The 12,022-nt window shown below is 54.3% G+C and carries 18 protein-coding genes; 14 read left to right on the top strand and 4 right to left on the bottom strand.

The genetic code is table 11. From position 1 onward, the window contains the following. Nucleotides 1-114 precede the first annotated feature (114 nt). The 13 genes from DNI29_RS19220 to DNI29_RS19275 all read left to right on the top strand — a co-directional run bounded on the left by DNI29_RS19220 (nt 115) and on the right by DNI29_RS19275 (nt 7,266). Entirely contained in the window at nt 115-318 is a 204-nt protein-coding gene (locus DNI29_RS19220) for a hypothetical protein (protein ID WP_110979770.1), read from the top strand. A 2-nt stretch (nt 319-320) separates the two neighbouring features. Then, the gene (locus DNI29_RS19225) at nt 321-1,001 is read left to right on the top strand and encodes a coiled-coil domain-containing protein (protein WP_110979771.1); all 681 of its coding nucleotides are present in this window, start codon (nt 321-323) and stop codon (nt 999-1,001) included. A gap of 213 nt (nt 1,002-1,214) precedes the next feature. Then, nucleotides 1,215-1,595, top strand: coding sequence for a hypothetical protein (locus tag DNI29_RS19230; RefSeq protein ID WP_110979772.1), 381 nt, complete (start codon nt 1,215-1,217; stop codon nt 1,593-1,595). Further along, a complete protein-coding gene (locus tag DNI29_RS19235; protein WP_110979773.1) occupies nt 1,541-2,245 on the top strand; it encodes a hypothetical protein in 705 nt (234 codons plus the stop codon). The genes DNI29_RS19230 and DNI29_RS19235 overlap by 55 nt, the downstream gene beginning before the upstream one ends. After that, nucleotides 2,209-2,646, top strand: a complete 438-nt coding sequence (locus DNI29_RS19240; RefSeq protein WP_110979774.1) for a DUF6712 family protein — start codon at nt 2,209-2,211, stop codon at nt 2,644-2,646. Before DNI29_RS19235 ends, DNI29_RS19240 begins: the two co-directional genes overlap by 37 nt. Nucleotides 2,647-2,671: 25 nt before the next feature. Continuing rightward, the gene (locus DNI29_RS19245) at nt 2,672-3,163 is read left to right on the top strand and encodes a hypothetical protein (RefSeq protein ID WP_123823326.1); all 492 of its coding nucleotides are present in this window, start codon (nt 2,672-2,674) and stop codon (nt 3,161-3,163) included. A 68-nt stretch (nt 3,164-3,231) separates the two neighbouring features. After that, complete coding sequence (locus DNI29_RS19250; RefSeq protein ID WP_110979776.1) at nt 3,232-3,447, top strand: hypothetical protein; 216 nt, start codon at nt 3,232-3,234, stop codon at nt 3,445-3,447. A gap of 3 nt (nt 3,448-3,450) precedes the next feature. Beyond that, complete coding sequence (locus tag DNI29_RS24575; protein WP_162303669.1) at nt 3,451-3,627, top strand: hypothetical protein; 177 nt, start codon at nt 3,451-3,453, stop codon at nt 3,625-3,627. A gap of 38 nt (nt 3,628-3,665) precedes the next feature. Continuing rightward, nucleotides 3,666-4,214: a hypothetical protein gene (locus tag DNI29_RS19255; protein ID WP_110979777.1), complete on the top strand. Its 549-nt coding sequence runs from the start codon at nt 3,666-3,668 to the stop codon at nt 4,212-4,214. Nucleotides 4,215-4,420: 206 nt separating this feature from the next. Continuing rightward, complete coding sequence (locus DNI29_RS19260; protein ID WP_110979778.1) at nt 4,421-4,780, top strand: hypothetical protein; 360 nt, start codon at nt 4,421-4,423, stop codon at nt 4,778-4,780. Between the two features lie 126 nt (nt 4,781-4,906). Further along, nucleotides 4,907-6,157 (top strand): T9SS type A sorting domain-containing protein, encoded by a 1,251-nt coding sequence (locus DNI29_RS19265; protein ID WP_162303670.1) that lies wholly within the window; start codon nt 4,907-4,909, stop codon nt 6,155-6,157. A gap of 455 nt (nt 6,158-6,612) precedes the next feature. Then, nucleotides 6,613-6,915, top strand: a complete 303-nt coding sequence (locus DNI29_RS19270; RefSeq protein WP_110979780.1) for an LbetaH domain-containing protein — start codon at nt 6,613-6,615, stop codon at nt 6,913-6,915. A gap of 42 nt (nt 6,916-6,957) precedes the next feature. Further along, nucleotides 6,958-7,266, top strand: a complete 309-nt coding sequence (locus DNI29_RS19275; protein ID WP_110979781.1) for an LbetaH domain-containing protein — start codon at nt 6,958-6,960, stop codon at nt 7,264-7,266. Between the two features lie 101 nt (nt 7,267-7,367). On the opposite strand, the gene DNI29_RS19280 is transcribed toward DNI29_RS19275, so the two are convergent. The 4 genes from DNI29_RS19280 to DNI29_RS19305 form a co-directional block, all read right to left on the bottom strand. Beyond that, nucleotides 7,368-8,327 carry a hypothetical protein gene (locus DNI29_RS19280; RefSeq protein ID WP_110979782.1) on the bottom strand — a complete coding sequence of 320 codons (960 nt, stop codon included), beginning with the start codon at nt 8,325-8,327 and terminating at the stop codon, nt 7,368-7,370. Between the two features lie 1,435 nt (nt 8,328-9,762). Continuing rightward, nucleotides 9,763-9,975, bottom strand: a complete 213-nt coding sequence (locus DNI29_RS19295; RefSeq protein ID WP_110979785.1) for a tyrosine-type recombinase/integrase — start codon at nt 9,973-9,975, stop codon at nt 9,763-9,765. A gap of 12 nt (nt 9,976-9,987) precedes the next feature. Further along, the gene (locus DNI29_RS19300) at nt 9,988-10,437 is read right to left on the bottom strand and encodes a site-specific integrase (RefSeq protein ID WP_110979786.1); all 450 of its coding nucleotides are present in this window, start codon (nt 10,435-10,437) and stop codon (nt 9,988-9,990) included. A gap of 36 nt (nt 10,438-10,473) precedes the next feature. Beyond that, a complete protein-coding gene (locus tag DNI29_RS19305; protein ID WP_110979787.1) occupies nt 10,474-10,941 on the bottom strand; it encodes an Arm DNA-binding domain-containing protein in 468 nt (155 codons plus the stop codon). Between the two features lie 183 nt (nt 10,942-11,124). On the opposite strand from DNI29_RS19305, the gene DNI29_RS19310 reads away from it, so the two are divergent. Beyond that, a complete protein-coding gene (locus DNI29_RS19310; RefSeq protein WP_123823327.1) occupies nt 11,125-11,493 on the top strand; it encodes a hypothetical protein in 369 nt (122 codons plus the stop codon). Nucleotides 11,494-12,022: the final 529 nt, after the last annotated feature.

Consider the following 12,022-nt stretch of genomic DNA (forward strand, 5'->3'; position numbering starts at 1 on the left):
CCCGTGTGGCTGGAAGCCGAGGGGGCTTTTTTCTACGTCAATAAAATCGATCAGTGGGAAAGTGGTGACGCTTCTACCCCGGTCGATCTCTTACGCCTGACCTACTAAGCCTGCATGATGTTCATAGAAGCAAAATTCAGCATCGGCCAAACCGTGTACCTGTCCACGGATAAAGATCAGCTTCGGCGCTTAGTGGTAGCTATTACCATTCGGCAAACAGGAGACATGTACGAAGTGGCCTGTGGTAGTGACTCCTCTTACCATTACGATTTTGAAATGAGCGAAACGGCTGACGTTCTGCTCACCAGCAGTAATTAGCCATGGCAGATTTAACTGAAAAGGTCCTCTTTGAGGTCCGGCTGAGTGCGGAACAGCTCAAAGCCGAGTCCGATGCCGTGCGTAAAAAGCAGGCTGATCTGGCCGTGGCTATTGCCAAGACGCGCGCCGAGCAAAAGCAGCTAGCCCAGGAATTCAAGACCGGCGCGAAGACGGAAGCCGAGTACGGCGTTGCCGCGCAGGCCTTGAGCGAGAAGCTACGCGCCCAGACCAAAGAGCAGGCCCAGGCCAGCAAGACGCTGGAAAACCTGACCAAGGTGCAGAACGGGGCTACTGATAGCAACGACCAACTCCGTGCGGAACTGGCCTTGGCTACGGCTGCCTACAATGCCCTCAGCAAGGAAGAGCGCGAAAACTCGGAGGCCGGCAAAGCCCTGCAGGCCCGCACGAAAGCACTGAGCCTGGAAATCGGCGCCAATGAACAAGCCGTAAACGATCACCGCCGTTCTGTTGGCAACTACAAAGGGGGCTTTCAGGAGCTGATTAAGGAAATGGTTAAGCTCCAGGCTCAGGAAAAGAATCTGGCCCAAGGCTCTGATGCCCTAGCTCAGAATCAACAGCGCCAAATCGGCTTCCAGATTGCCGCTCAGCGTCAGGTGATTAAAGCCCAGGCATTGCGCCCGGACATTATCACCCTGAGCACGCCCACTGACTACCCGAAGTGAGGAGATGACAACCTGTATCTGCAGCGTCTGCTGGCTGCCTATGCGGGGTCTGGCACAGCGACGGTATGCGCCGAGCGCAAAGCCCAGTTTATTGAGGGCAACGGCTTCACCGACACCACCTTTTATAGGGCCGTAATCGACCGGGCCGGTGGCACGCTGGATGCGCTGCTGCAGCCTGTAGCTAACAACACGACCTACCTAGAAGGCTGGGCCGTGCGGGTGAACATTAATGCCAACGGCTTCCCCTGCGAGGTGCTGCACCAGCCCAAAGAGCAGGTACGACCTTATTACCCGGACAGTGCTGGGGTAACCCGCTGGTGCGGGCTGGTACGCAATCCGGCAGCCGTAGCCAAGCGGGGCATCACTTACGCTTCCCGTTCGGGCTTGCAGAAAGTACCTGTATTCAACCCCCGCGAAACGCTGGAAAAGCGGCTGGAGCGCATTATTGACTGGAAGAATGACAAGGGCGAAACAGTAGGACTAGCCCGATATCCTGGGGAAATATATTACTGGTTTCAAAAACGCACCGGAGCGTACCTGTGCGCCCGCTCCTTGATGCCGTGCTGGATGACGTGTACTCGGAGCCAAACCTAAAGCACAGCCGCGCCCGGGACCTTGATTCGGGCTACTCGGCTCAGGTAATGATTACCGAGTATGGCACGGCCACTCCTTCTGAGGAGGTAATCGAAGCCAACGGGGTCAAGTATGGGGTGTCTGCTGGCCCCGATGGCAACCGCATTCTATTGCAGTATGCGGCAAGCAAAGAGTTAAAGCCAGATGTAGACACGCTTACCGCCCCCGATGCCAGCAAGCGCTACGTGACGGATGAGAACGCGATTAAGCAGAGTATCCGCGAAGCCATGCAGATGCCGGGCGTACTGCTGGGCCGGGAAGTAGCGGGCAAACTGGGTAGCTGGCAGGAGTTTCAGGACGTCATAGCCTACGTGCTGGCCTTCGTCGTGAACTCCGCTCAGCGCAGCATTGAGCGCGGCTTCGAAGCCATCTTCCACACCTTCCAGAAAGCAGATGGCAACTTTCCTTTCAAGGACCTGAAAGACTTCTCCATTCAAAACCTCACCCCTTCAGCAGGCCGCGGCCTTAGCTGGAGTAGAAGCCCCCGCCGATGGAAATCCTGCTGTTTAGCCGCGAAGATTTCGCGGGCTACGTCGAATTGCCAGTGCTGGACCCCGGCCGGCTGGAGCCGCACATGCTCAGGGCCCAGCGCCGCGTACGGCCTCTGCTAGGTGAGCAATTGTACACGGAGCTGGTAGTCCGCAAGAAAGCGGAGAGCCTGTCAGATGATTGGCTGGAACTCCATAGCAAGGCTATTCCCGCCCTGGTGTATGCCGCGGCTGCCCAGTACTGGCCCTTCTCGCAAACGATGGTTACCCGAAACAGCCTCGTGCGCAAAGAGTCCCAGCAGTCGGAGCCCATTGACGCGCGCACGCTGGCAGCCCAGGCCGCTATCTACGATGGGGAAGCTCTAGGCTATGAAGCCGAGCTACGTTCCTGGCTGATTTCCAAGGCTACCAGTTTTATTGAGTTCTACCCCGATGCTTCCCGCTGCGGTAGCCACGCCGCCCCGGCCCGTACGGCTACCGTGGTGGTGCAGGCCATTGGCCGGCCCGCCTACCGCCCCCGCTAATCTGCTCTCGACCGACACCTATGCCATGCCTACAACTGCTCTTTCGCTTCGCTATACCCCGCGGCTGTCGCTGCACTGGCAGCCGTTGAGCTGGGACCTGATCATAGCCGGGCTGCCCCTGTTGCCGCCTCCACTTCTCTTTACCAGCATTTCCGTGTTTCCTGTCTATACCTCCTCGGTCCTTCTTCTTGATACCGCTACGGCAACACCAGGGGTATCCAACACGGTGCTGGCGGCAGGGCTGACGCTGGGCATGGCCGTGTTCTGGTGGCTGTTCAACCGCTCCATTGCGGCTAACGATGCCACCAATAAGGAGACGAAGGATGCGGTGCAGACGCTCACGGCCCTGGTCACAGAAATGCGGCTCGAGCGCAAGGAGGATAGTCAGCTCACCAAGTACCTGAAGGAACGGCAGGGCGCGCTGGAAGAAGAGAATAAGAGCTTGCACAAAAGCGTCAACGCCTTCGATACCTACTTGACTGTGCAAGCTGCCAACCATAAACCCGCCAATTATTAACCCTTTTTTTTATACTAACTGCCCTTCGTACCCTGCGCGGTGTATTTCGCCGCTGGTTCCCCGCCATCTTGTCGGTGCTGCTCTGCTCAGCCTACTACCAGTACACCGACGCCCAGCAGGCGCAGCGGGCCACGCTGGCCGCTGCCGTGAATGCCGGCCGGCTTAATGCCGATAGCTCCCTGATTGCCGCTGCCCACAACACGAAAATTCCGCCGTTTGGGCTGGTGATCGGCAAGTTCATCTTCGACCTGGGTCTGTTCTTTGGCGGACTGGCCGCCGTGTAGTTCGTGCTACGCTTCATCGTGCTGGTGCTGCCGAGCTGGGCAACTGACCCGCTGACAGGCTACAAAACCGCGTTTACCTACATGGACACAGCGGATAAGGTGCGCACCTTCAACACGGTCTGGCTCTGCCTGCTCGGCTACTTTGCCGTATGCGTGCTGGCCGCTTGCCTTGTATCATAATGCGACGGATCTCCTCCTTTTTTCTGGTAGCTCTCCTCATGTTAGGGAGAGCTTTCTTCTTTTCCTCCGCCGAGGCGCAGATAGCCCACAGCGCCAAGCTCGGCGCCGTGGACTGCCAGCTGCAGGCCGCTACCGACCGGCTGCATGTGCGGGAAGCCACCGGCCGCAATGATGGACCCGAGGTCTGGGCCACGCAGAAAGCCGCTGGGGTGAAGAAGTTTGATCCGTGGTGCGGCTGTGAAATGTTCTTGCAGCAGCAGAGCTGTGGGCTGCCATCGCCTAAGCTGCCAGCCGCCGCGCGCACTTGGTCACTGCCTAGCAGCTCGCGCACCTTCTTTGTTCGGGGCATGCGGGGTAGCCTCGACAGCCTGCGGCCGGGCCACATCGTGACCTTATACTACGCCAATCTGGGGCGCGTGGGCAAGGTCGTAGCCCTGGGCCGGGCCGTGCAGGCGGGCCGTGCCCCCCGCACCTACCTAGTAAACTCGGGCAATACGGGCCGGGGTGGGGGGCGTGATGGTGCGGGTGTCTATAACGTCAACTATCCCGCCTATCAGATTTACGCGGGAGCCAACTGGAGCTACTGATGCGCTACCTGTTACTCGCCCTTTGCTGCCTGCTTTTGCTCAATTTACAGGCTGGCCCCATCAACCCTATGGTGCGGCGGCATAAGCCGAAACGGCATCAGCTGGCCTACTGGTTTGGTAAGCCCCCTGTGTCCAGTCGCACGAAGAAGTGGGGGTTGTCATATCGCTATAACAGCTAACCCATGCGCTGCTTTCCCCTCTTACTTATGCTGCTACTCAGTTGCAAAAGCATTCAAACCACTATCAACCAGACCGGCACAGGCAACACCGCTACCACAGCCACCGCTGAAAAGCCGGATGCCATGGCCACGGGCGCCGATGCTACGGCCGTAGAAGCCGAGAAGCCCAAAGCCCCGGTGCAGGTCGGTACTGGTAACCAGAACCAGGTAACTGACAACACGAAGGCGGGGCAAAAGGGCGGGGCCGCAGCTACGGCTGAAGGTGCTCAGGCTTCGGTTAGCACAGAGAAAGGTGGCACCCCGTGGTGGGTATATAGCTTAGTGGCTGGCCTGGGTGCTGCGGGTGACTGGGTGCTGCGAGGCAAAGTCAGCATTTGGCATTGGTGACCGGGGGTGTAGCTGCGGGATAAGGGTATACTCTATGCTGGGATGCAGGTCACAAATGCAGCTGTTCTGACCTGTTATGCCCTATTCCAAGGATCTACTTTTGCTTATCAACTAACCCCCTATCATATGAAAAAATCTTTCCGCCTTCTATTAACCATGCTCCTACTACTGGTAGGGTATGTCTCCGCCTATGCCCAGGGGCCTGTCACCGTCTTTATTTACCCCTCTAACAAAGGCGCAACAGTTTGCCCAGGCACGGAGGTTACGTACAACATTAACTCTGATCACTACGCCGTTTTTCAAACCCGCGTACTCATCACCAATGGCATCATTACCAGCTTTACTGGCGCCCCGGGGTCAGCAAGAGTAAGCGCCTCAGAAGTACGGTTATTGAACCCAGTGGATGCTGACGGCTTACCGCTCGATGTTACTGTTACAGTAAAGTGGTCTAACCCCTCTATCGGCAAACTCAACACGACCGTGTACTACCGGTGGGGAGGCTTTGGCTTTACTCAACGCCAGTCGGGAGAATTTACGCAGCAGATTGGCATTAATGCGCCCATGTCGGCAGGATTCGACTCCAGACTCTGCGCTGGCAACTCTGGCACGTTCAGCATTCAATCGGTTCGGGAAGCGACCTCTTATACCTGGACTGCACCCGATGCGAATTGGCAAATCAATGGTCAATCCAGCTACACAGGAACCAGCACCAGTGTAGTAGTTACCGCGTCGGCCAACGTGGCGGCCGGCACCTATTATATTCCGGTTCGCAGTAATGGTAACTTGCCGTGTGGTGGTACTGGTTATGTTCCTGTCATCGTGAGCAATGTACCCCCAACGATCGCCCCCTCTTTCGGCTTAGAGCCACAGCCAGATGGAAGCTATCGATTGCGCGTGGCCAACATGGCGTACGCAACTAATTTCGTCTACAGCCTGCATGGTGGTCTGTCCTATAATACAGTGTATGTAGACCATAACGACCCATTTGGATTTACTACGCTGGCCTCAGGTCTATTAGGTCCCACCACCTACAACGTTGCCATTGCGGCTGAGAATGGCTGTGGCCGGGCTGCATTCACTTACTCGACAGTAAGTATTCCTGGTCCCGGTGGCGGGGGGGTAGAGGAGCCTTACCGTACGGCGCCCACTGTATATCCGAACCCCTGCAGTGACCTGTTGACGGTACAGGTTGGTCAGACTCAGAAAGGCACCTTGGTCTTGCTCAATAGCCAAGGGGAACAGGTGAGAGAAGAGAAGCTGCAAGGGACGCAAGTCACCTTAGATGTTCGCAGCTTACCTGATGGCCTTTATCGGCTGGTAATGCCAGCAGCCGATAAGAAAGGGACAGTGAGCCATTCGCTACAAATACAGCACTAAGCTCTACCCTGCAAACAAACAGAAGCCCCGTCAGCTCGCAACTGTCGGGGCTTTTATTTGCCCCTTGAAATGTCACAAAATCTACCTGATCGTCCTGGCAGGAACATTACACAGGCAAAGCGAACCCAGACGGTGTTCTTGTCTTGGCATGACGACAGCCTGCTATCTTCTATTGCTATATCGCGCAATATCTCTTAGATACAGGCGTATGCGGATCTGATCGAGTTGCAAAACCTGTAGCTACATTTGTGTTACACACCTCTTGCCCAAGACTGAAAATCCCCCTGATCTAGAAAGCCCCAGCAGCTCGAAACTGTTAGGGGCTTTCACCATTTTATTAGATACTGGATAGGGTATTACTATAATCCTATAGTAAACAATCACCACGCCTTCTATTACCTTACATTTGTATACTTGAGCTTATTCTATGCTCTTACAGGGTTGTTCTTTTCAGAATGCAAGTAGTTCTCTACGGCTTAGGTAAAAAGGCCGAGTTATCCTATTACTACTTCACCCATGACAGCCCCTATGAGGTGGTGGCCTTTTGCGTTGAAGAGGCTTACATTCAGGGCTGTGCGCCCACTTTTCTAGGCCTGCCCGTTGTTAGCCTTGCCGCACTACACCTGGAGTATCCGGCCGGCTCCTACCACATGCACATTGCAGTAGGGCAGTTTTCAGCCCGAAAGCGCCTGTTCGAAATGGTAAAGGAGCAGGAATACTGCTTCGCTAACTACATTTCTTCGCGCGCCCAAACGTAGCCGGATTTGCTAGTAGGCCAGAATGTGTTTGTTGATGAAAGAATGACAATTCATCCCTTTGTCTCGCTCGGGGATAATGTCATGCTGATTGGCACTCAAGTTGGGCATCATAGCATAATTGGCAGTCATACGTTGTTATCGGCTTGTATTCTGGGCGGCAGTGTTGCCGTAGCAGAAGGCAGCTTTATTGGCATGGGTACCATTATCAACGAAAGTATTCAGGTCGGCAGAAACAACGTGATTGGCTCCGGGTGCCTGATTCGAAAGCATACAAAGGATAATGCGGTTTATTCTGGCACAGAAACCAAACCACGCGCGGTAGATGCCACCCGCTTCACGCTCTTTAAATAAAGACAAAAGCAACCCGTCGCCTTGGTTGGACTATCAAGGCTACGAAAGCCCCAGCAGCTCACATCTGGTGGGGCTTTCTACTGTTATGTGCTTAGTGCTTACTAGCTTCCCAAAGCTACTGCTTTACGGGCATAGAGTACTAATCTAACACGCAACCGCGCCCGCCGCCTTATATGTAAGTGTTTGAACAAGGGGGCCGTTATCCACACGGAAATTTTCGTCGTCATCAACCACAAGGCGAGAATGACTAACCAGCCGACATACATCAACCCTTTGGTCGTTAGCTGAAACAGCCGGGCGCGGGGCGCGGGGTCCGGGTTGACATCACCAATTCGATAAGAGGAAAACAGAGCCCGGATTCGTTGCGGCTCCATACGCCCCCGGTACACCTGCTGCAAAAAGGTCGTATCGGCCAATAAGGCTCCCATGGAAGGCCGACCGGCTCGATTCAGCAGCTCGAAACTCGGCTCGAAGTCAGTATCGAAGTAATGCCACGAACCATTATATAAGACCTCTAGAGCATAGTGCCCGCCCTGTATGGGTTCGTAAAAGCCCACATTGCGCACCGTGAAGCCCCGTTGGCGTAGGGCAGCCATAAAAACGATGGCCTGCTGGCTACATCCTGCATTGGGATGCTGAAGAATATCGTCCGGCAGCACAATGGCATGCAGGTCCGAGCCTAGCGTACGCGCAATCAGGCTAGCCAGCGGATTATTATGGGTATCATAGTAGCTAAAGCCGTGATAAAACTTGCGGCGGATAGTCCAGCTGAGCAGTACTGGATAGCTGACATTCGGCTGCTTTCGCTGCAGGCTATCGGTGTAAGTCAACAGCTTTTCCAAGGAAGAAAGCCGCGCCAGCGCTGGGTCATAGGACTCCTTTAAGTACCCAACGCCGGGGTGCAGATCCGACTCAAACTGAGCAACTTGCTGGCGGGTAAGAATCAATTGACTGTAGGTGAGAGCTAAGCTATTCAAAAACAGAAAGGCCCAGAAAAAATGGATGCGTCGGGCGAGAAGCACATTCCAATAGCGATGCCGTAATAAAAGTCCTATCCCCATTTCTCATTACTAAAAGCAACGCTAAATTATTAAGAGTAAGGCTAACCTGCCTAAGCAGTGGAGAACAAAGCTGCTACCCTTATCCTACAACCATCATAAGTAAAAGGTTTCCAGCAGCTTATTAGCATAGTAAATCGTTAATTTTGGAAATTAAATTTTTCCAGTGTGAAAGCTGAAGCGTATCCTTTCTCTTATGCCTTCAACCAACCTCACCTCAATACCCATATTGGGATAGTGGTATTTGAGGGTAGCTTCTTTGCCTAGCTCTACTATGATGCCCAGATGAACCTCGTGCAAAACTGCCGCACCTTCCGCAACAGTTTTCAGCTACAGGCGTATGTCGACTTGATCGAATTACCAAATATGTAGCTACATTTGTACCACACACCTCTTGCCCCTAACCGAGAATCCCCCTGATCTAGAAAGCCCCAGCAGCTCGGAACTGTTGGGGCTTTCGGTTTTGCTACTTCTAGAACTTACCCCCAGCCATACACACTTACCAAAGCAAGAAATTATCCGTTACTCAGCCTAGCAGGGCCTTTCGCTGGTCGGGCTCTCGCCTTGTGCATGTTGCTGGGAAAATCAGTGGCTTCTACATTCTGCAAATGCCCTTGCTGCTAGTAGCCGACCATTTGCTGACGAATTCCGCTTTCACACCGCGTCAAGGCTACCTAATGGAGCTCCTTCTGTTTGTTGTAGACATTAACCTGTTCTTATCTTATGTCCACATGGATGGAAAAACCGCTTCATAAGAAGCTGTTATCTCTTTACAAAATACACACTGAGTCTACGTTGGCAAAAGTCTACTATCTCCTGCGTATCTACCATGCATTCAAGTGATAGGCATTTACGTTGAACTTTTTAGCACTACTAGAACAATAACCATATCTTCGTTAATTGATTCATTGTATATTGACAGCTTAACCTGATTTCCCAGCTTCTTTATGGGCTCCTTTTTTCGTTTTTTATTGCGTTCGCTTCCTGGTTTTAAATCAACTTACCCTCTCTCTGCTCAGGCAAATGAAGATGACTACATACAAAGTGGTTATTTTTATGACCTGTGGAGAGACAAAAGGCTGTAATTCATTGCAAGGCACAATGTGAAAATAGAAGTGCTAAACAACCACAGGTTACGTTGGCCTAATCTTGCTAACGAACCTGTAGCTATCTTGCCTGCCTCTTCGTTGGAGACCCGCTCCAACGGGTGGGAGCACAGTCATTTTCAAGCGGCTTTTTGGTTCCTGTATAAAAACGAAGCCCTGGCAGGTCTTATCTGCCAGGGCTTCTATATATGTTTAGAGTCAGATGTTTTTACCACCTTATTAAGCACTGGTACTGAACTTCTATCAGCTCTTCTTCTGAGAGGCCACCGCGCCAACAGTAGCAACCCCAAGCCCGGTGCTTTCGCGGGCCTGTTTACCGAAGAGCCGGGTAATTAGCTTTTACGACCGAATGCCCGCCCAAACTCGCGGGCCACCAGCTCCTCCCCTACCCGCACGTAGTACTGCTCCGTCATGGCCACGGTGCGGTGCCCCAGGGCCTTTCTCACCGCCGACATGCTAACGCCAGCATCCAACCACAAACGGCCGGCGGTCTTCCGCCCAACGTGGGAAGTCACTTTCACGCTCAGGCCCACTACCTTCAGCATCCGGTTATACACCTAGTTGGTGGGCACCGGTAAAGTTGTGCCGTACTGTTTAAGCAGAGTCCGCGCCTCGGGCAGCAGCGGAATGATAGCCTGCTGGCCGGTGCTGTGCGTGGTCTTTTGCCGGCCCATGAAAATCCAGGGCTCCCCATCCTCCCCTAGTCCCACGTAGCGGGTAGCATCGAAGCGCTTCAGGTCGGCGTAGGCCAGGCCCGTGTAGCACTGGAACAGGAACACGTCGGCTACGCGCCGCAGAGGCTCACAGGTAAAGGGGTGCTGCTGCAGACGCTCAATGTCCGAGCTGGTAAGGAAGGCCCGGGCCTTGGCTGCCTCAAACTTCAGGCTGTAGCTTTCCAGTAGGTTAGCCTTGGCGTGCTTGTGCCGCTTGCACCACTTGAGTAATTGCTTGATGACCTGCACCGTTTTGTTGGTGTAGTTTTGGCCTACCCCCCGCTCCGAGCGCATCCAGATAATGAACAGGTCGCAGAGGTTTTCCGTGAACTAATCGGGCAAGGCCTGCACTAGGCGCTGGCCCCGCAGAAACATGAGCAGCAAGCCCAGCTTATTCTGGTAGTCCTTATAGGAGGTGCGGGTAATGGACTTGCCCATCAGCGCTAGGCGCTGCTCATGCCAGAGCTCAGCCGCCCGCACGATGGTTACGCGTGGCTGCTCCTTCTTCTGGTAAGCATCGAACAATACCTCGGCCGTTACCAAATCACTGGCCCGCTCCATGTCATAGTAAAGCCGGTTGATGTCGGCCTCAATATCGGAGAGAGCCGCGTTGTCGAGCCGGGCCTTTTTGGCAGTGCCTTTGATGCGCTGGGACTTGGCATCCCAGTCCCGACGAAGGCAACTGATGGGGGTGGTGAATTTCTTCCGGGCCTTATCCACCGTGATGCGGCAGATAATAGCCCCCGGAGCGCTGGTAGCTGTGCTTTCCGAAGGCCGGAATACAAAGCGTACTTTCATAGAGTGTCTTATGGGATTTTCTTATGGTTACTAAATACATTAGCAATTACACGAAAGAAATGCTAAAAGGATTATACCGAGCCTTTAGTTTTTTGCCGGGCCTTTGCCGGGTCCGTTTCTAGAAGCGGGCAAAACAGGGCGAAAACTGCGTTTTCGGGGCCGTAGAGCAAGAAGGTAGCCGCCGTGGCTAATATATTGCTGCTAGATGCGCCGCCGGTGCTGCTGTTAGTTAGCGGCCGGCCCTTGCTGGCCTACCCCGTGCGCCGCTGGGATTGGCCCGAAGTGCCTGCCGGAGCAGCCGTGGCGTTACTATCCACCGGGGAAGGGCTGGATTATGGCCCGCGCATACTATGGGTAGGTAAGGCCGTAACCAATCTGCTGACTTCCTACCGGGGCGGGGCGCTGGCCTTTGTTCCTGCTGACCCGCGCCCTGGTGACGACCCTGTGTTTCGGTTTGAGGCCAGCGAAATCAAACGGCTGTATCTGCTGAACCCGCCTACCCCTACCCTGCCAGTCACCAGAACGGCCCCGGCCCGCCACCCCCGTGGATAAGGGTATGTCGCCCGCCGCTCTGGACAGCGCCGCCGTGCGGGCTCTATTCTCCGACTACAGCCCTTCCCTCACTCGCACGGCCTCCGAGCTGGAAACCGCTTTGCACCGACGCGGCTACGCTGGCCCGCTGGCCGATTGGCTACCCACCCTCCGGGCCGGTGGCCTAAGGGAACCGCGCCGGGGTGTATTTGCCGAGCCTGTATGTTCTGAGCCAACCGCTAGAAGGCGGGATATACCCTTTGTCGTTTTCTATCCCATAGGTAGAAAGCAAACCTGCTTTCATGCAGGTTATCCACCCATAGATGGAAAACTATATTACCGCATCTCATAAAACTAGATATTCCGGGTTTTATGAAATGCGGCTATTTACTGAGCTGGCAGTATAAATAGGCAAACTTTTTAGTCCGTAAATTTTACGGAGCATAACGGCCCGTTATAAACAGCTTACCGGAGTATGCCCCCGGGTAGAGGGTGTAAATCCTGGAAGCACCTCTAATCATACCGCAGAATATCCCTGCAGACGTGTGCG

Origin of the sequence: Hymenobacter sediminis (assembly GCF_003231285.1) — a bacterium.
GTDB classification, from domain to species: Bacteria; Bacteroidota; Bacteroidia; order Cytophagales; family Hymenobacteraceae; genus Hymenobacter; species Hymenobacter sediminis.

Excerpts from the sequence above, each read along its gene's own strand:
- DNI29_RS19220 (WP_110979770.1), top strand. The coding sequence starts at position 115 with ATGATGTTCATAGAAGCAAAATTCAGCATCGGCCAAACCGTGTACCTG.
- DNI29_RS19225 (WP_110979771.1), top strand. The coding sequence starts at position 321 with ATGGCAGATTTAACTGAAAAGGTCCTCTTTGAGGTCCGGCTGAGTGCG.
- DNI29_RS19240 (WP_110979774.1), top strand. The coding sequence starts at position 2,209 with ATGCTCAGGGCCCAGCGCCGCGTACGGCCTCTGCTAGGTGAGCAATTG.
- DNI29_RS19245 (WP_123823326.1), top strand. The coding sequence starts at position 2,672 with ATGCCTACAACTGCTCTTTCGCTTCGCTATACCCCGCGGCTGTCGCTG.
- DNI29_RS19255 (WP_110979777.1), top strand. The coding sequence starts at position 3,666 with ATGTTAGGGAGAGCTTTCTTCTTTTCCTCCGCCGAGGCGCAGATAGCC.
- DNI29_RS19260 (WP_110979778.1), top strand. The coding sequence starts at position 4,421 with ATGCTGCTACTCAGTTGCAAAAGCATTCAAACCACTATCAACCAGACC.
- DNI29_RS19265 (WP_162303670.1), top strand. The coding sequence starts at position 4,907 with ATGAAAAAATCTTTCCGCCTTCTATTAACCATGCTCCTACTACTGGTA.
- DNI29_RS19270 (WP_110979780.1), top strand. The coding sequence starts at position 6,613 with ATGCAAGTAGTTCTCTACGGCTTAGGTAAAAAGGCCGAGTTATCCTAT.
- DNI29_RS19275 (WP_110979781.1), top strand. The coding sequence starts at position 6,958 with ATGACAATTCATCCCTTTGTCTCGCTCGGGGATAATGTCATGCTGATT.
- DNI29_RS19280 (WP_110979782.1), bottom strand. The coding sequence starts at position 8,327 with ATGGGGATAGGACTTTTATTACGGCATCGCTATTGGAATGTGCTTCTC.
- DNI29_RS19295 (WP_110979785.1), bottom strand. The coding sequence starts at position 9,975 with ATGCTGAAGGTAGTGGGCCTGAGCGTGAAAGTGACTTCCCACGTTGGG.
- DNI29_RS19300 (WP_110979786.1), bottom strand. The coding sequence starts at position 10,437 with ATGCGCTCGGAGCGGGGGGTAGGCCAAAACTACACCAACAAAACGGTG.
- DNI29_RS19305 (WP_110979787.1), bottom strand. The coding sequence starts at position 10,941 with ATGAAAGTACGCTTTGTATTCCGGCCTTCGGAAAGCACAGCTACCAGC.